The organism is Mucilaginibacter terrenus, assembly GCF_003432065.1.
In the GTDB taxonomy this organism is placed as follows: Bacteria; Bacteroidota; Bacteroidia; order Sphingobacteriales; family Sphingobacteriaceae; genus Mucilaginibacter; species Mucilaginibacter terrenus.
Map to the genome: position 1 here is coordinate 1,649,308 of NZ_QWDE01000001.1, position 16,963 is coordinate 1,666,270.

Here is a 16,963-nt window from a genome sequence, read left to right on the forward strand (position 1 = left end):
TTAATCTATCTCGCGGCAAATGCTTTATACCGTTCCATCGCCTCTAAAAAATAATAGTCGGCATAAGTTAGCGGTACATCTACCTCGGTACCGGCAGGAAAATGGCCTACACTGTGTTGTAGAATAAAGCCGCCGTTTGTACCTGGTTTTGCTTTGTATTGCGGTGAAGATAATGATTTAAGGACAATTTCAGCGGCATTGAAGTATTTCCTGCCATCTTGTTTATCGGTGTACCTGGCAAGTTCAAGCAGTGCCGAAGCCATTATAGCGCCGGCAGAAGCATCGCGAAGTGCATTTGGAATGTTGGTTGCGTTAAAGTCCCAATAGGGTATTTTATCGGCAGGCAGGTTTGGATTATTCAGGATGAACCCGGCGATCCTATTAGCTTCATCCAGATACTTTTTATCCTTCGTTTCGCGGTACATCACCGTAAAACCGTACAGGCCCCATGCCTGTCCCCTTGCCCATGCAGATTCATTTGCAAAGCCTTGTGCAGTTTTCTTCTCTTTTACAGCACCTGTTTGCGCATCGTAGTTGATAACATGATAAGAGCTGTAATCCGGGCGGTAGTGGTTCTTCATGGTGGTATTGGCATGAGTAACGGCTATCTTGTAAAAACTCGAGTCACCTGTCTCGCGCGTCGCCCAAAACAGCAGCTCAAGGTTCATCATATTGTCGATGATCACCAGGAAATCCGAGGGTTTTGAATCCCACGATTTAATGCAGCCAACGGCAGGGTTAAAGCGGGTAGACAGGCTTTTAGCACTATTTAATAATATTTGCTTGTATTGAGAGTTCGGCGACAACCTGTTGGCATTACCAAAGCTGCAATACATCATAAAACCAAGGTCATGCGTATGCGTGTTATATTGCTCCTTTTCCAGCAGCTTTAATATTCTGTCTGCCTCAGTTTTAAGGGCAACGTCATGGGTTTGTTCATAAAGTTCCAACAGGGTGCCCGGGTAAAAACCGCTGCACCACCAGCCAGAGTTACTTGTTTCCGCCTTGTTTGTAGCAGGGTAGAAAGTTTTTGGGAACTGCCCCTGCGGCAATTGCGCAGCCATGTACTTGTACTGGGATACCGACAACTTTATGTTATTATCTATGGTGTCCAGCAATGCCTTCTGTGGCTTAAATGTATTTCTTTGCTGAGCAAACAAAGAACAGGATACAAAAAGTCCGGCCGCTATAAGGCAGTGTTTAAAATACTTCATCAGCTATGGCTTAGAGGTCAGAATATTCCGTCGGATGAAGGAAGATAATATCCGCTTTAGATACATTATGCTGATACTCGGGTCTTGAAGACAAGTTCTTCCATTCTGCATCGTTGGAGAACACCTCCCAATGTTTATCACGATCAGCTTTGTTCTCAAAAGTGGTCATATACATCAGGTTAGGCATACGGCTTCCCGCCAGCACACCGGCGTAAAAAACAGCATTAAACTTTAAACGGTTAAAAAGCACCGTCTCCCCTCCTGCGTTAAACATCTGTACCTTGTTCTTATAAAAGGCTTCGGTAGGGCCCTCATAGCTACGCAGTTCGTAAACCCTTTCTGCTTTAGGCGACTTTAATTGCGGAACTGTTGTATCCGGCCATTTGTCAAAGGCTTTCAGCAAGATGTCTTCAAAACGGGTATATGGTGTGGCGTTGTAAGCAGCGTTCAGGTAATCTTTAGCCGCCAGCAGGTATTGCTTATCTTTTTCCAATTCGGCATCCGCCTCAACCGCTTTTTTCAGGTTGTCGTAAGTAAGCAGCACGTATACGCGTTTGTCCGTATCCTGTTCCATTGTTTTAAAAACACCAACAGGCGAGGTGGTTTGCCGGTGAAGAGCTGGCAAGTAAGCGTCCTTGAGGTAGTTCTCAATAAGTCTCTCCTGTGCAGGAGTTTTAAAGTGATATACTCTTAAACGGTAATAATGTACAGATGCGCTTGCGCTTGACATACTAACAAACGCCAGAAGCAACGCGGCCAACAGGGTAGAAAGTTTTTTCATTGAGGTTATAATGGATGAGGTAAATATAGCTATACAGTGCTAAAAACAACAAATATTAGCATCAGTATCACTACAACGATTTCGTTACACGCTTGTTGGTTTCCATTTTTCCAGGGCGGCCATAATCTCCGGCAGTTTAAGTGGTTTGCTCAGGTAGTCATCCATACCGGCTTTAAGGCATTGGTCTTTATCCTCTGACATTGCATTTGCGGTCATCGCAATTATCACCGGTTGAGCGTCCATGTTCTGCCTGATAAACCGGGTGGCTTCCAGGCCGTCCATTTCGGGCATTTGCACGTCCATTAAAACCATGTCATACTTTTTGTTAACGATGGCGTTCAGACACTCGTGCCCATTCTCAACCATATCCGGCTTGTAGCCAAGTTTGTTCAAAATGTATTTTGCAAGCTTTTGATTAATGGCGTTATCTTCAGCAATAAGGATATTCATCGGATGCTGTTTAGCAAATTCCTCTGAGAAAGGCGATGGTACAGTCTGTGGCTCTTGCTTAACTCCTTCGCTTAACTTTAGCTGTTCTATAATGTGGCGGTACAGCACCTGGTGTTTAGTAGGCTTTGTTAATGATGCATTAAACAAATGCGCGTTCTTCTTGCTTTGCTCGTTCCCCATTGATGTAAGGAGGATTATAGGCAAATCAGCATCATGCTGCCGTATTTGCTGGGCAAGATGAATGCCATCCATCTCCGGCATGTTCATGTCTGATATTACCAGGTGCACCGGCTCTCCGGACGTAAGCTCCTTAAGGGCAGCCTCGCCCGACTCCGCCATTACCGGCACAAAATTCCACTGCCTAAGCTGCTCCTCCAGAATATCCCGGTTGGTTGAGTTATCGTCTACAACTAAAATGCGCTTATTTTGCACCTGCTCCACATTTAAGTGAACATAGTTGCGCTGCGATGTGGTGCCCGGCTTTGTAAGTATGGTAAACGAAAATGTGGTGCCCTTACCTACCTGGCTTTTAACGCTGATGTCGCCACCCATTAGATTCACCAGCTTCTCGCTGATGGCCAAACCAAGACCGGTACCGCCATACTTACGGGTTGTACTGGAATCTACCTGGGAGAAGGCTTTGAACAGCCTGTTGAGCTTATTAGCTGGTATACCAATACCGGTATCTCGTATCTCGAACATTAGTTCTAACCGATCATCTTTATGGCTCTTTAGCGTAGCGCAAATAAAAATTTCCCCTTTAGCGGTAAATTTAACCGCGTTGCCAACTAAATTAATCAGTATCTGCCTTAAGCGGAGTGAATCAGCAATTATTTGCGCAGGTACGTTATGCTCCACCTGATATACCAGGTCGATGTTGGTACGGGACGCTTTTTCCGCAAAAATATCCAGCACACTTTCAATACAATCGCGGAGGTCGAAATCCTGTTCATCCAGTTCCATATTACCAGATTCAATCTTTGAGAAATCCAGTATATCGTTTATCACGTTCAACAATGCATCACCGCAGTTCTTAATGGTTTCGGTAAACTCCCGTTGTTCCTCGTTCAGTGGAGTATTAGACAGCAAGGTAGCCATACCCATAACACCATTCATAGGCGTGCGGATCTCGTGGCTCATTGTCGCCAGGAAGATGCTTTTGGCTTTATTAGCTTTCTCAGCCTCTTCGCGTGCTTTTTCTGCCTCTTCACGCAATATACGCTCCTCCTTGCTCATCTCTTTCAAGCGTTCAGTTCGTTCCTCGACCTGCTCTTCAAGAATGGCTTTTTGCGCTTTAATAGCACGCACCCGTAAACGGAACACAGTAATAACTCCACCTGCTACGAATAGAACTGCAAGCGTTTTAAACCACCAGGTAAGCCAGAATGGCGGCTCGGTAATAATCTGCAATCCACTGGTGACAGGCGACCAATCACCTGCGCTGTTACGATATTTCACCTTGAATGTGTATGTGCCGGCAGGCAAATTGGTATATGTTGCGGAATGGCGCGAGCCCACATAATTCCAATCGTTATCAAAACCTTCAAGGATGTAAGCGTAGCTTTTTTTATCTGCTGATGTATAATCAAGCGCAGCAAATTCAAGTGAAATAACTGATTGTTTATGATCCAGCTTAATGGTTTTGGTATCAGCTATGTCCTGCTTTAATGGCGACGGATCATCGGCGCTTTTAGCGGGCACCACCTTTTTGTTAAATATCTGGAAAGACGTGATCACCAGCGGCGAAAACCCCTCCGGCTTTAGTATCTGCCTTGGCGAGAAAGCGTTAAAGCCGTTCACTCCACCAAAGTAAAGCCTGCCAGATGCACCTTTGTAGGCCGAATGCGATTTAAACTCATCTTCCTGAAGCCCATCTTCCACGGTATAATTCTTAAACTTGTGTGTAGAAGGATCATATACCGACAATCCGTTGTTGGTACTAATCCATATTTTACCGTCATCATCCTCCCGGGCTGCGTAGATGATATCGCTTGGTAAACCATCCTTTTTGGTAAATACAGTGAAATGGTGGCTAATCGGATCAAATAAATTGAGGCCGTTGAAGGTGCTTATCCAGAGTCCGCCTTTATGGTCCTCATAAATGTCGGGGACGTTATTATCGCTCAGGCTGTTCTTTTTAGGATCATGCTGAAAGCGGGTGAAAGTGCTATCGTTTTTATTAAATAAGTTCAGGCCACCATCAAACGTACCTACCCAAAGGTTGCCGTGGCTATCCTCCAGTAAGGAATAAATTCGGTCGCTGCTTACGCTGCTAGCGTTACTGTTATCATGGTGATAAACAGTCATTTCCCCGGTCTTCTTATTATAATGGTTCAGGCCGTCGTTGTAGGTGCCTATCCAGGTGGTTTTATCGCGTGCGTGTATCAACGCGTAGATGTTGTTACCGCTCAGGGTACCCGGCTTGCCTGCCTCGCTCTTGATGTTCCTGAAAACGCCTGTTTTTGGGTTAAAAATGCTTACCCCATCCGCCCAGGTCCCCATCCAGAAATTGCCTTCCCAGTCCTGGTTTACTGTAAGTACATAGTTGCCGGTAATACTGTTTTTGCCGTGTTTTTTTTCATAATGAGTTACCTGACCAGTTTTAAAGTCGAACTTGTTCACGCCGCCGCCATCGGTACCTGCCCATATATTCTTGTCGGCGTCTTCGTAGAGCGACAGCACAAAATCATTACTCAAGCTATTAGCCGATGAGTTATGCCTGTAATGCGTGAAGCTCCCCGTACTGCGCTTATACAGGTTGATACCACCGCTAAAAGCGCCCAGCCACATGTTACCGTGGTTATCCTTTAAAATGCTGTAAAGGGTGTTACCGTTGATGCTGTTCTTGTCTATATCATCGTGCAGGTAGGTGTAGAACTTACCAGTCTCCGGGTTTAAGATGCGGAGGCCACCGTTCTCGCTGCCTATCCACAGGTTACGGTTCTCGTCCATGTTTAGGCTGTAAATGGTACCCAGTTTGGGGCTGTTGGTACCGCCATCGTGCGGGTAGCGGGTCACGGCGCCGGTGGCGAGGTCTATACGGTTGAGCCCATTGTTTACCAGGCCAACCCACAAACGGGCGCTTTTATCAACATAGAGGCTCGCAATGAAGTTTTCGCCGATTGTGCCTGCATCTCTAGCATCAAACTTACGCGAGGTAAACTTACCTGTGCGGGTGTCCAGCATGTCCAGGCCGCCGCCGGTAGTGCCTATCCACAGGCGCCGCGCGTCGTCCATCACAATGTAGCTTACCTTATTTTCACTGATGCTTTGCGGGTTGCCGGGCTGGTGCTTATAGTGCTTGGTAAAGGTGTTGGTTTTGGTGTCGAGGTAGTCCAGGCCGCCCTGGCTGGCCACCCAAACGTTGTTCTTCTCGTCTACAACAAGTTTGTTGAGGATGTTATCCGATAACGACCGCGGGTCTTTATCGTTATGTAAGTACTTGGTAATGGCGCCGGTACGACCGTCGAGCTTGTTGAGGCCGATGATGGTAGCTATCCAGATATTCCCTGCTTTATCCTCGGCAATATCCGACACCATGCTGCTGCTGAGCGATGCCGCATCCTGCGAATCGTGCTTGTAGCTGGTGAAAGTGTAACCGTCGTATTTGCTAAGGCCGTCGCGGGTACCTACCCAAATAAAGCCCCGGCTATCCTGCAAAAGGCAGCTCACGTTTATCTGCGAAAGCCCTTCCTTTTTGCCCAGGTGCTCAAATTTGAGGCTCTGATCTTGCGCAATTGTAGTTATACAGTTCAGCAGCAGGCATATAAGTAAAACGCCCCTGCAGGCTAATCTGGTGAAATAGGTTCTCAAGAAGTTTAAAAATAATTGGTTCGTACTTATACGGAGGGCGTATAAATAAGTTGAAAAATAAGAAAAAGAATTTAGTTTTCAAGAACTTAAGAGTCAAGAGACAAGAAGTTAAGAGACAAGAATCAAGACCCCAGAGTGTCCCGCTTTGAGAGCGGGACACCCGGGACACTTTAGGACACCCTATTATTGACTATCAGCTACTTACGGTTTTATTTTTGCAAAAGCGGGACACTTTGGGACACCTTGAAAAATACGCTTAATATGCAAGATTCTAATTACCAGTGAGTTATGAATACCGCTTGGTGTCCCGGCTGAAGGTTACCGGGACACCCCGCCACGGGGCAAATGTGGCATATAGATGATTGTACCGGCAATGCCCCTGCCCTGTTTACACCCTGCAACAACCGCGCGCCGGAGCGTGCCGGAGTTGGTTTTGGCTGACCAAAATCTGCAAAAACCACATTTTTTTAATAGCCGATGGCAACCCATGTTCTGCTACCCTGCAGAACAAATTTGCCGCGGTGCTGTTAGCCCTTCATACCAACAGATACCCGCTCATATGACCCCACACATTGCCACCGGAACCTTAGACGATAACAGCCACGCCGAAGACGCGAAAGAATACCTGCTCTCTAACGACTTTGAGGAAACCGATATCGAGCTGATCCCTGCCGCGCTGGGTACCGCCGTTATCATGAACATTGCCACTCCTACTGCCCGCCTGGCCCAGGAAGCGGTAGACGTACTGCGCAACTACGGTGCAAACGGCATCAGCTTTTACGAGGTGGTGTAAGCGTACCCAGCCTCCTGCTTTTTAGCGAATATTGTTGTGCAGCCCTGTAACAACCGGTGCCCGCACTTATCTAATTTCAACAAAAGTATTTAGCAAATCATACTATGAAAAAGAACCAGAACCTGTTTGTTATCGGCCTGGGCATCGGCATTGCAATGGGCGTTGCACTCCATAACGTGGCTGTAGGTACCGCGCTTGGTGCCGGCATCGGGCTTGCGCTAAGCGGCGAAGCTAATTGCAGCAAAGGATTGTTCAGCAGGTTTAAAAGGTCGTAAGGCTTTTACACTGCACGGAAACTGGAAGCGTCCGGGTATTTGGGTGCAAGTTGTTAGATTTGGACCAGTCAGGATTATTAAATTGATTTTTCTAACTGGCTAAGATTTAAATTGATCGTAAATGTCGAATTTAATTTTGTCGATCTCATCAAGAAGTCTTTTTGTAACTTCGTTTTTTTTCATTGCATGAGACCTGTCGAAAATGTAGCACTTGTTAGGAACAATTGTCAATTCTGCATCTTCGTAATTGTTTCTCGAGTAATCTGGAAATCCTATTTGCAAAGTTAAGGTGCCTTGAATTCCTCCGATATCAAATCTGTATAAAGCCTCCACACTCCATAATATTAATAATTGATAATTATCCACTTTCGTAAGAAAATCAGTTTTCTGAATCGACTTACCTTTTAAAATAACTTTTGACTTATCGTTCATCCATTTTAAGTCATCAGGAAGGTTGATATTTGGATCAGGCTTAAATTCAATATCGCTAATGTCCTTATGCTCTACTGCTAAGACGTTATTATGGAGATTGGTTGCTAAGTTGAACAAAAAATAAAACCGATTTTGGTTCGAAAAGTCTTTGAAGATAATACTTTGTGATTTTTGTGAGTTATCTAAATAACCTTTTTCGCTGAACGAGTTTTTCAAGTTCTTACTAAGCAATGTAAGAACTTGCTTAGTTTCATCAGATGTATATGTCTTAGTTAGTTGAAGTTGTTTTTTCGTCGTATTTAGATTTAAATAGACTTCCGCTTTAAAAGAACTTCTTGACTCATACCAACTTTTATTTAGATCATCGCGTTCTATTTCAAAAATGATTTTTGCTTCATTGTTTTTATCTGGGTCAAAATGAATTATAGGGTTATTTAAAAGTCTAAAATTGCAATTATTTGGAATTAAAGAACTTAGGATTTGACTTTTGTTTTCTGTAATTGCATCCTTTAACGTTTGCTCTCCATGCCATTCAAATATCTCATTGGTTCTTTTTGGATTATCTTCTCGAGTACCCTGTGATTCTTTTAATGAATCAAATTCTCCAGGACTCAGCAATGTAGAGGTAATAAAAGGCACCGAGTTACCTTTTGAATAATCATACAAAAATACTCCTCTATTCTTTAGGAAAACTTTAATATCCGTTTCGGTAAGAAAAGACTGATTTAGAAATCCTCTTATAGCTTCTCCATAGGGAAGTATTTTATCAACTGATTTTAGATTCTTTCTCATTTTATTCTAAATCGATTATTGTTGTAATTAGCGACGTATATTTTCTTAACAAAGTTGTTGTTTGAAAACTCTCCCTTGACCTTATTGAAATCATTCAAGTGTTCCAATTCGTCATAATCCGGAAACGCTAGTAAGATTTGGTTGGTTAAGTTCGTTGATAAATCTTGAGCAAGCCCGATAATTCGTCGTAAGCTACTGTTGCTAAAGTTCTCTCCACTAACGATTGATAAAGTTATAACATTATTGCTGTCAGTAGTTTTAAACGGTAGGATCGCACTTGAGATAAATTCTATTGGTAATACAAGACCGGAGTTAATTTTGGTTAGGGGGTTGATATTTTGACCTGTGTTTGGGTAATAAAATTCGAACCCATCTTTATCAAAAACCGTTTTGATAAATGTTATTGAAGATAGTAAAAAGTCGACTTGCGTATTATCCAGCAAGATGATTTTGGTTCTTTCGAAAGGTAAATCGACTCTTATGTTGCTTAATTCACTACGTAAGTCTATTTTGGAATCTTTATGGCACAACCAAATCAATAATCCAATGTCCTCAACAATATTGCCAACCAACATTTCGTCAGCTGCTGATTTTTCATTAGAAAAATCGAACGAATGCATCATTTCGGAAAGCTCAATCAAGTGAGACTTGGCTAAAGATTTTAAATTGTCAGGATACTTGTCTTTATGGTATTTAACAGAGACTAAAATATTTTTGATTGAATTATCCACTAACGGGCATTCGTAAGATACCAGAAAGTCGATTCCGTATGTTGTTTTGTTATACTTATCTTTGAATATATTGTTTAGCTGTATACCTTTTTGTGCCTGCACCCACCCAATTTCCTGCAAAAAGTCGTCAACAACTTGTTCTCCAAATTCTCCAATTTTTTTAGACAGTTCTCCCACCTTGGTAATAATTAAATGTGATATCTAAACAAGAAGGGAATTGTACACGATACTTGTTTAGGTTGTAGTCAAATATAATTAAAACAAGTTATTTATATAGACATGATTTTCATAGAACATAAGTGGTTTATAGCTTTTATCTCCGCTATGTTATCGGAAGCGTCCTCCTTCCGGTTTGCAGAAGGTTAGAAACAGATCGAGAAAGCAATCAATGAATCTAAATACTTATTATATTGCAAAAAACATTGTCACTTTGACAATCACTATTATTAAATTTTGGCACTTTATAAAACTACTTTAAGAATTGTATTTTCAACAACAGCGGTCTTAGCTGTTCTAACGACTATATCCGTCCTGATCGGCGGAAAATACTACACCCCAATTGGCATGTATCTATTTTACTTTGGTTTTATTGATATACTGTTATTTTTAACTTTCATCTTTGTAGTATTATATCAATGCCTTTTAAGAAAAAAGCCTCTTTCCTTTTTCAAAACTGAATTCCTTTATTTTCTTATGCGAGTTGTCGCTTGTGTTTTTCTTGCGTTTGTGTGCCCCAATTGCTAAATCAGAAGTCGTCAGATCTGGCAGTCTACCCTCTGGAAAATTGCTTCGTACCTCCCAATGGCGCATCTAACTAATGGCAACTCATCCAACGTCATTGCGAGCGATAGCGTGGCAATCTTCGACATGCTTGTCCTTACTTTTCTATCGAAGATTGCTTCGTACCTCGCAACGAGGCGCCATGGTGTATGTATATATGTAGCTAAGCGTAATTGTTATCCAACAAAAAAGGCAGGCACATTACTGTACCTGCCTTACGTATTATAAGAATCAGTGCTTAAAAAATATTCTTCAGCATGCCGCCAAGTCCGCCGCTGATGCTGTCGGGTGTAATGCTTGGGTCGTTAGGGTCTTTGGCTTTGTGGGCAAACTTTTGCAGCAAGCCAGGTAAGGCGGCAGATATAGCGCCGGTTACTGCCGGCGACAGGCCGAACTTGCTGCCCAGGCTGCCTACCAGCCCGCCTTCTATGGCGCTGGTTACAGGGCTGCCGGATGTCGCCGCGTTAGACAACGAATCGAGCAGGCCGCCTACACCGCCCTGCTGCGCTACCTGGCTCTGCAGCCCGTTGTTTATGTGTGTGGCAATCTCGTGGTGCACGGCGTCTGCCTGCTGCGGGGGAATGGATGATGCTATTTCGGGGTGACCGCCTATCTGGCCCTTCACCATATTCAATATTTCGTCGAACATATTGTTTCTGTTTTATATTGGTTTATACCTGTGTTAAATACTGGCTGTACGCGTAGCCTTCTACGCCATGAGCGGTGCGTACCAGGCTCCATTGTTCGTTAGGGCGGCTTAATACCGTCACCTCTTCGTTATGGGCTGCTTTGCCCAGCACCTGCTGATCGGTACCTGGCCCTTTGCGGATGTTTAAGTTAGAAGATTCCGTAGTAACCTTTGCCTTTGTGCCCGGTGCCGCGGTGGCATCTATGTTCAGGACCAGGTCGCCTGCGCGGTAGTCCGGGTCTATTTTGTTATAGGTATCCCACAGCTTGTCCTTAAGTTCGCCGCTGCTGGTGCTGCCATCAATGTACAACACGTTGTCTTGTTCGCGCACCTGCAGGTTGGTAATACCACCTGTTTTTGCCTGCTGTATCAGCTCGGCATATTTCTCTTGTAGTGCCATGGTGTTATTTGCTGATGGTTAAGTTGTTGTTTATCTTTTTTGGGTGCAGCGCGTTCAGGTTCATCATCAGCCTTTGCAGCTTGTCGCGCGTAATGTTACCTGTTAGGGTTACTACGCCGCTGTCTACGCTGGCGGTGACGCCGGGGAAGTCTTTGGTAGCGTCTGTAACATCAGTTTTTAACTTGCTGTCTTCGGCAACAACAACCGGCGCGGTTGGGGTGGTGTCGGCAGGTGCTGCTGTTGTGTTAGTAGCCGTGTCGGCATTGTTGGTTTTGTCTTTGCCTTTACAGGCCGGCAGCTGCGTGGCGGCCAGCATAAGCGCTGCCATAAAAGCTGCTTTAACGAAGTTCTTTTTCATTAGATAGCGTTGTTGTGAGTGGTTATAAAAACTAGTATTTTGATAATTTTGTTAACCAAAGAAGAAATTTTTTAATTAAATGTTTGTATTTGGTGAGATTTAGTGAGTGGTGAGAGAGCGGAGAGCTGAAAGGTGAAAGCATAAAGTGGTAGATGGGCTGAGAGCAGAGAGCTCAAAGCGGAAAGACACACCCCTGCCCTTTCGCTATCCGCCGCACCCCCTCTCAAGAGGGGAATGGTACATATCGCTTGGTGATTGCATCGTTCATCGCAATGACGCGGTGGGTTAAAGCATTCCATATTTCGAAGTCTTTGCAGCGATAGCGCGGAAATTCACGACATGCATGGCGGCTACATGTCGCACGAGGATTGCTTCGTTCCTCGCAATGACGCGAGAGCTTACCAGACGACAAACAGGTTCGTCATTGCGAGCGATAGCGTGGCAATCATCGACATGCATGCCGACTACATGTCGCTCGAGATTGCTTCGTTCCTCGCAATGACGCGAGAGCTTACCAGACGACAAACAGGTTCGTCATTGCGAGCGATAGCGTGGCAATCATCGACATGCATGTCGGCTACATGTCGCTCGAGATTGCTTCGTTCCTCGCAATGACGCGAGAGCTTACCAGACGACAAACAGGTTCGTCATTGCGAGCGATAGCGTGGCAATCATCGACATGCATGTCGGCTACATGTCGCTCGAGGATTGCTTCGTTCCTCGCAATGACGCGGTGTATTCCGGCGCACTCCCTCTTGAGAAGGAACTTATCCCTTGGGCTGAAGGACGCATCCATGCCTACCTTCTTTCCCCCGCCTCCCGGGAGGGGATTAAACCTATTCAACTCCTGCCAACTGTCCGCTTTATAATGATTTAACGTTTAAGAAAATTATCTAAAATATATAATGTCAATCAACTGAAACATTCCGTATTGTTTTATGGTTTACTTAGTAACTAAATTATTTTCATTTACCTTAAAAAATTCCAGATATGTTCCATCACGTAAAAGACCTTCAATTTAACGCCCGGGTGTCGCGTCCCGACCCACGCTTTGCTAACTTGTTACTAGAACAATTTGGCGGCGAAAACGGCGAGCTGGCCGCGGCCATGCAGTACTTTACCCAGGCCTACGGCGCCAAAGTGCCTTATCCGGACAAGTACGATATGCTGATGGATATTGCGACCGAAGAGTTTAGCCACCTTGAAATTGTGGGTGCCACTATACAAATGCTGCTGAAAGGCGTTAACGGCGAACTGAAAGACGCCGCGGACCAATCGGAAATTATGCAGGTGATGGATGGCAAAGCTGCAAAGGAAAACATTATACACGAAGCGCTTGCAAACCCGCAATTCCTGACGCTAAGCGGCGGTGGTCCGCGTTTGACCAATAGCCAGGGCATACCATGGTGCGCATCGTACATACACTCTAACGGCGACCTTACGGTAGACCTTCGCAGCAACCTGGCATCAGAATCGAGAGCCAAGCTGGTGTACGAATACCTGATGCAGTTTACCGATGACCCGTATGTTAAGGATACCCTATCGTTCCTGATGACACGTGAGGTATCGCACTATAACATGTTTAAAGCGGCGCTGGATACAATAGAGCCTAACTTCCCGCCGGGTGTGTTACAGGCCGATCCGCGCTTTACGCAGCAGTACTTTAATATGTCGCCTGCTAACAGCGCACGCGGCCCATGGAACGAAGGCACCATGCCGGAAACCGGTAAAGAATGGGAATATATTGCAGACCCTATTGCACACGTGCAGGAAACACAAGGCCTGACCACCAAAGACAAAGGAATGGACAAACAGCTTGCCCAAACCGAGAAAATGAACAAGGAGCTGAGCAAAACCAAGAGCGAAGAGGTTAGCGCCCCGCAGCCAAAAGGCGTAGCCCAATGGAGCGATTACAGCGGCTCTGGTGAAATACAATAAACTATAACGCTATAAACTAAGCAGCCTGCCTCTTGTACAAGAGGCGGGCTTTTTTGTGCCCGGGTAGCGGGTGTATCCGATCGGCTGCATACTTAAAAATAAACGCATTCAGTCTCAATATGTAGCACCGCTGAAGAACCCGGCATGCAACTAATTTGCTTGCCACTCGTTATAATTACAGCGATTTTACGTCACGAATATGAAACTGAAATACAATATTGCACTGGCAGCCGCATTCGGCTTTTCATTAATAGCCGGTACTTCCTATGCCCAGCAAGCTACACAGCAACCCGTACAAAATGCTTTACCGGTGATAAACGCCCTGCAGCCGGTTACCTACCAGTTCGACGCGAAGAAATATCCTTCACTTAAACTTACGGCCGGCAGCCAGTACGGCTTCGCGCAAACACCTACCCAGGTACCCGGCCTGCTTACCGAAAAGAACATTTGGCACACCGCAGGCAAAAACCAGCAGGTAGCCACCAGTGTAAGCACTGCCAACCACGAGGTGCTGATACCCTTACTGGTAAGCGCCATACAGGAACAACAGGCAGAGATAAAGCAACTGCGCGAAGAAGTGCGGCGGTTGTCGGCAAAGTAAGCTGAGAGACAAAAGTGTATGGTTATTTACCCTCCTGCAATACCACGTGTTTAATATTCACACGGTTGTAGGTGTAAGTGATGTGTATGAGGCCGTCGCGCGTTTGTATAACGGCAGGGTAACTGTATTCCTCCTTACTGCCGTTTTCCAGCATGGCTATATCGCGCCAGGTTTGCCCGTCTTTTGAAACGGCTACGCGCAGCTTACCGCGGCCATTATACCAGTCTTTTCCCGGTACGTCGGGGTTGTATACAATCAGTTGTGTGCCGCTCCTGAGGGTAACCGCATCTGTACCGGAGTTCGGGTTAAGCAAGCTGGTTTTGCTGAGCTTTCCCCAGTTCCGGCCCCCATCTGCCGACCATGCCTGTACAACAGCGCCCTGTTTGCTGCGACAAAGCAACTGCAGCCGCCCGCCTTTGTAACTCAATATGCTCGGCTGTATAACGTCGAACGCGCCGGTAGTATCTACGGGAGCAGACGTCCAGGTGTTGCCATCATCGGCAGAGCTTTCTATATGCGCCTTCCACCTGCCGCTGTTCTCCTCAGTACTGGATGGTGCCAGTATAACGCCATTGCTTAGCTGTACAGGCTTATTCTTAATCGGGCCGAGTATACCATCGGGCAAACGCCGGGCAGCGCTCCAGGTGCGACCATCGTCGGCGGAGGTTTTAAGCATACCCCACCATTCGCGCGGGTTTGGCCCAACTTTGTAAAACAGGAACAGCTTGCCGCTGCGGGATTGAAAGAGCACCGGGTTCCAACACGGATACCGGAGGGTATCATTGATAACGCCATCGGCTACCATAACGGGCTGCTGTTTGGTAGCGTTGAGGTCGCGCAACCATATGGTAACGTCAGGCTTGCTCTCCTGCGATCCGCCAAAACACGCAACCAGTAGCCTGCCTGTTTTAGTTTGCATTATGGTAGATGCATGGCAGTTCTTGAACGGCGGATCGGTAAACAGGAGTTCCTGATTTAGTACTTTCCACTGTGGCTGCGCTAAAGAGGTAGTAAAAGATGCCAGGATGAATATCAAAGTATATCTAAGAGACAGCATGGCGGAAGATAGGAAGTTTGCCTGAAATGAAGAAAGCTCTGCTACTCGCCTGTTCTGAGGTCGCAATAAAGGGTGTTGATGGGTTCATCGGTTCCGTATATCAAAATTATTGCAATAAGAACAAAGAACAAAAAAGCCGACACTCTGTAAAGTGCCGGCTTTGTATTTTAATATGGTAACTGCTACTATAATTCACGTACCCAGATGTTGCGGAAGCTAAGCGGCTCGCTTTTGTCGCCGTGAGCCTGTAGCTTAATTGGCGATGCACCGTGTGCTTGGCGGTAGCCTGGAGCACCAATGTACTGTGTAGGGCCCAATAACTCAATGTTGTTCTCTACCAATACACCGTTAAACATAACGGTTACACGTGCCGGAGTGTTCAAACTTCCATCAGCTTTGAAGGTAGGCGCGGTCCAGATCACATCGTAAACGTTCCAGCTACCCGGAGGACGGGTCGGGTTTGCAAGCGGGATGAACTGTTTGTAAATACTACCAGCCATTCCATTTACGTAAGTTTTGTTGTTGTAGGAGTCAAGCACCTGAAGCTCGTAACCTGCATCGCCCTTGCCAATTGAAGCAAGAAAGATACCGCTGTTACCACGTGCCTGGCCTGTACCGGTGATGTTTGCAGGTACTTTCCACTCGATGTGCAGCTGGTAGTTGCCGAATTTCTTTTTGGTTTCGATGTTACCAGTTGACTTGTTAACGGTCAGGATGCCGTCCTTAACGTCCCATTTTGCGGGTGAACCGCTTTGTACGTCAACCCACTCGTCCAGGTTCTTACCGTCAAACAGAACAACAGCGTCAGACGGAGCTTCGGAGCCCGTTTTGCCTGCGGTTACCACCTTTGGTACCGGCTCCCATTTCTCTGTGTCTTCAGGTTTTGCGCCTTGCTGTGCATTAGCCATATAAAAGCCTCCTGACAGTAAAGCGGTAAGTATTAGTTTGTGTTTCATTTTCACTATAGTTATTGGTAGATAATTAAACTTTCAGCGTGTTTTTGATGTAGCCGCTGCTTTGTGCGATGCTCTTGTAAGGATCGATATTGGTATAATTTTCCTGCTCTACAATGTAGTGCTCTATGCCTGCGAGTTTCGCCTGTGCAAATATGCTCTTGAAATCAATGGTACCGGTACCAATCTCTGTGTTTAGGTTGTTGTTGGTTTTATCCATATCCTTCACGTGCACAAACTTGAAGCGTCCCGGATGTTTCTTGAACAATTCGATCGGGTCATGACCAGCGCGAACTACCCAGTACAGGTCCAGCTCCATGTTCACCAGCTTAGGGTCGGTTGCGTTCAGTATGGTGTCGTAAAAGGTAGTACCTTCAGTTTCGGTCCACTCAAAGTTGTGGTTGTGGTAGCCCAGCTTTAATCCGTGTGTTTTTAACACCTCGGCAGCTTTGTTCAGTTTTTCGGCAATGGTCTTAAAATCCGCAGCGGTTTTAATCAGGTTATGGTTTAATGATGGTACAATAACGTAGGTTTGGCCTGTTGCCAAAGCTGCTTCGATGTACGCATCAAACTGGTCCATTTTACCGGTGCTAAAAAACTCGTCGAGGCCGTAGTGACCGCTTGGAGTCTTCAGGTTATTTGCTTTAAGCAATTCGCTGAATTCCTTGGCGCTAAGGCCCCAAAAACCATTAGTCTTTGAGTAACCAAAAGTTTCTACTTCCTGGTAACCTGCTTTTGCTACTTCGGCAATTACGCCTTTTACGTCTTTAGGTAATTGCTGGCGAAGGCTGTATAATTGCAGGCCAACACCGTTTTTGCTCTTTGCCGACAATAATTGTGGCGCAAGCATAATTCCGGCCGACATCAAGCCAGCCTGGGCTAAAAATTTTCTCCTGGTTGTCATTTA

Annotated in this window: 15 protein-coding genes; 4 read left to right on the forward strand and 11 right to left on the reverse strand. The window is 45.5% G+C overall.

Annotated elements, in window-relative coordinates; translation table 11 throughout:
- Positions 1–5 precede the first annotated feature (5 nt).
- From DYU05_RS07285 to DYU05_RS07295, 3 genes are all read right to left on the reverse strand, one after another.
- Positions 6–1,214 (reverse strand): glycoside hydrolase family 88 protein, encoded by a 1,209-nt coding sequence (locus DYU05_RS07285; RefSeq protein WP_117382292.1) that lies wholly within the window; start codon positions 1,212–1,214, stop codon positions 6–8.
- 10 nt (positions 1,215–1,224) lie between these two features.
- A complete protein-coding gene (locus tag DYU05_RS07290; RefSeq protein WP_117382293.1) occupies positions 1,225–1,995 on the reverse strand; it encodes an NIPSNAP family protein in 771 nt (256 codons plus the stop codon).
- Between the two features lie 84 nt (positions 1,996–2,079).
- Positions 2,080–6,258, reverse strand: coding sequence for a hybrid sensor histidine kinase/response regulator (locus DYU05_RS07295; protein WP_117382294.1), 4,179 nt, complete (start codon positions 6,256–6,258; stop codon positions 2,080–2,082).
- Between the two features lie 559 nt (positions 6,259–6,817).
- Here DYU05_RS07295 and DYU05_RS07300 point away from each other — a divergent pair.
- The gene (locus tag DYU05_RS07300; protein WP_133300190.1) at positions 6,818–7,051 is read left to right on the forward strand and encodes a hypothetical protein; all 234 of its coding nucleotides are present in this window, start codon (positions 6,818–6,820) and stop codon (positions 7,049–7,051) included.
- A gap of 104 nt (positions 7,052–7,155) precedes the next feature.
- On the forward strand, positions 7,156–7,326 hold the full coding sequence (locus tag DYU05_RS21065; RefSeq protein ID WP_165852018.1) for a hypothetical protein: 171 nt from the start codon (positions 7,156–7,158) through the stop codon (positions 7,324–7,326).
- A 99-nt stretch (positions 7,327–7,425) separates the two neighbouring features.
- On the opposite strand, the gene gapS4b is transcribed toward DYU05_RS21065, so the two are convergent.
- The 5 genes from gapS4b to DYU05_RS07325 form a co-directional block, all read right to left on the reverse strand.
- On the reverse strand, positions 7,426–8,550 hold the full coding sequence (gapS4b, locus tag DYU05_RS07305) for a GapS4b family protein (protein WP_117382296.1): 1,125 nt from the start codon (positions 8,548–8,550) through the stop codon (positions 7,426–7,428).
- Positions 8,547–9,458: a GapS4a family protein gene (gene gapS4a / locus DYU05_RS07310; protein WP_117382297.1), complete on the reverse strand. Its 912-nt coding sequence runs from the start codon at positions 9,456–9,458 to the stop codon at positions 8,547–8,549. Before gapS4a ends, gapS4b begins: the two co-directional genes overlap by 4 nt.
- A gap of 841 nt (positions 9,459–10,299) precedes the next feature.
- Positions 10,300–10,710, reverse strand: coding sequence for a DUF937 domain-containing protein (locus tag DYU05_RS07315; RefSeq protein ID WP_117382298.1), 411 nt, complete (start codon positions 10,708–10,710; stop codon positions 10,300–10,302).
- Between the two features lie 22 nt (positions 10,711–10,732).
- On the reverse strand, positions 10,733–11,149 hold the full coding sequence (locus DYU05_RS07320; RefSeq protein ID WP_117382299.1) for an SH3 domain-containing protein: 417 nt from the start codon (positions 11,147–11,149) through the stop codon (positions 10,733–10,735).
- Between the two features lie 4 nt (positions 11,150–11,153).
- Positions 11,154–11,507 carry a hypothetical protein gene (locus tag DYU05_RS07325; RefSeq protein WP_117382300.1) on the reverse strand — a complete coding sequence of 118 codons (354 nt, stop codon included), beginning with the start codon at positions 11,505–11,507 and terminating at the stop codon, positions 11,154–11,156.
- A 990-nt stretch (positions 11,508–12,497) separates the two neighbouring features.
- Here DYU05_RS07325 and DYU05_RS07335 point away from each other — a divergent pair.
- Both DYU05_RS07335 and DYU05_RS07340 read left to right on the forward strand, forming a co-directional pair.
- Positions 12,498–13,445: a manganese catalase family protein gene (locus DYU05_RS07335; protein ID WP_117382302.1), complete on the forward strand. Its 948-nt coding sequence runs from the start codon at positions 12,498–12,500 to the stop codon at positions 13,443–13,445.
- A gap of 199 nt (positions 13,446–13,644) precedes the next feature.
- A complete protein-coding gene (locus DYU05_RS07340) occupies positions 13,645–14,046 on the forward strand; it encodes a tail fiber domain-containing protein (RefSeq protein WP_117382303.1) in 402 nt (133 codons plus the stop codon).
- Positions 14,047–14,068: 22 nt separating this feature from the next.
- On the opposite strand, the gene DYU05_RS07345 is transcribed toward DYU05_RS07340, so the two are convergent.
- The 3 genes from DYU05_RS07345 to DYU05_RS07355 form a co-directional block, all read right to left on the reverse strand.
- Entirely contained in the window at positions 14,069–15,169 is a 1,101-nt protein-coding gene (locus DYU05_RS07345; protein ID WP_235853968.1) for a sialidase family protein, read from the reverse strand.
- Between the two features lie 119 nt (positions 15,170–15,288).
- Positions 15,289–16,059, reverse strand: a complete 771-nt coding sequence (locus DYU05_RS07350; protein ID WP_117382305.1) for a 3-keto-disaccharide hydrolase — start codon at positions 16,057–16,059, stop codon at positions 15,289–15,291.
- Between the two features lie 25 nt (positions 16,060–16,084).
- A complete protein-coding gene (locus DYU05_RS07355) occupies positions 16,085–16,960 on the reverse strand; it encodes a sugar phosphate isomerase/epimerase family protein (RefSeq protein WP_117382306.1) in 876 nt (291 codons plus the stop codon).
- Positions 16,961–16,963: the final 3 nt, after the last annotated feature.

Excerpts from the sequence above, each read along its gene's own strand:
- DYU05_RS07325 (WP_117382300.1), bottom strand. The coding sequence starts at position 11,507 with ATGAAAAAGAACTTCGTTAAAGCAGCTTTTATGGCAGCGCTTATGCTG.
- DYU05_RS07315 (WP_117382298.1), bottom strand. The coding sequence starts at position 10,710 with ATGTTCGACGAAATATTGAATATGGTGAAGGGCCAGATAGGCGGTCAC.
- DYU05_RS07350 (WP_117382305.1), bottom strand. The coding sequence starts at position 16,059 with ATGAAACACAAACTAATACTTACCGCTTTACTGTCAGGAGGCTTTTAT.
- DYU05_RS07285 (WP_117382292.1), bottom strand. The coding sequence starts at position 1,214 with ATGAAGTATTTTAAACACTGCCTTATAGCGGCCGGACTTTTTGTATCC.
- DYU05_RS07290 (WP_117382293.1), bottom strand. The coding sequence starts at position 1,995 with ATGAAAAAACTTTCTACCCTGTTGGCCGCGTTGCTTCTGGCGTTTGTT.
- gapS4b (WP_117382296.1), bottom strand. The coding sequence starts at position 8,550 with ATGAGAAAGAATCTAAAATCAGTTGATAAAATACTTCCCTATGGAGAA.
- DYU05_RS07320 (WP_117382299.1), bottom strand. The coding sequence starts at position 11,149 with ATGGCACTACAAGAGAAATATGCCGAGCTGATACAGCAGGCAAAAACA.
- DYU05_RS07340 (WP_117382303.1), top strand. The coding sequence starts at position 13,645 with ATGAAACTGAAATACAATATTGCACTGGCAGCCGCATTCGGCTTTTCA.
- DYU05_RS21065 (WP_165852018.1), top strand. The coding sequence starts at position 7,156 with ATGAAAAAGAACCAGAACCTGTTTGTTATCGGCCTGGGCATCGGCATT.
- DYU05_RS07300 (WP_133300190.1), top strand. The coding sequence starts at position 6,818 with ATGACCCCACACATTGCCACCGGAACCTTAGACGATAACAGCCACGCC.
- DYU05_RS07335 (WP_117382302.1), top strand. The coding sequence starts at position 12,498 with ATGTTCCATCACGTAAAAGACCTTCAATTTAACGCCCGGGTGTCGCGT.
- DYU05_RS07355 (WP_117382306.1), bottom strand. The coding sequence starts at position 16,960 with ATGACAACCAGGAGAAAATTTTTAGCCCAGGCTGGCTTGATGTCGGCC.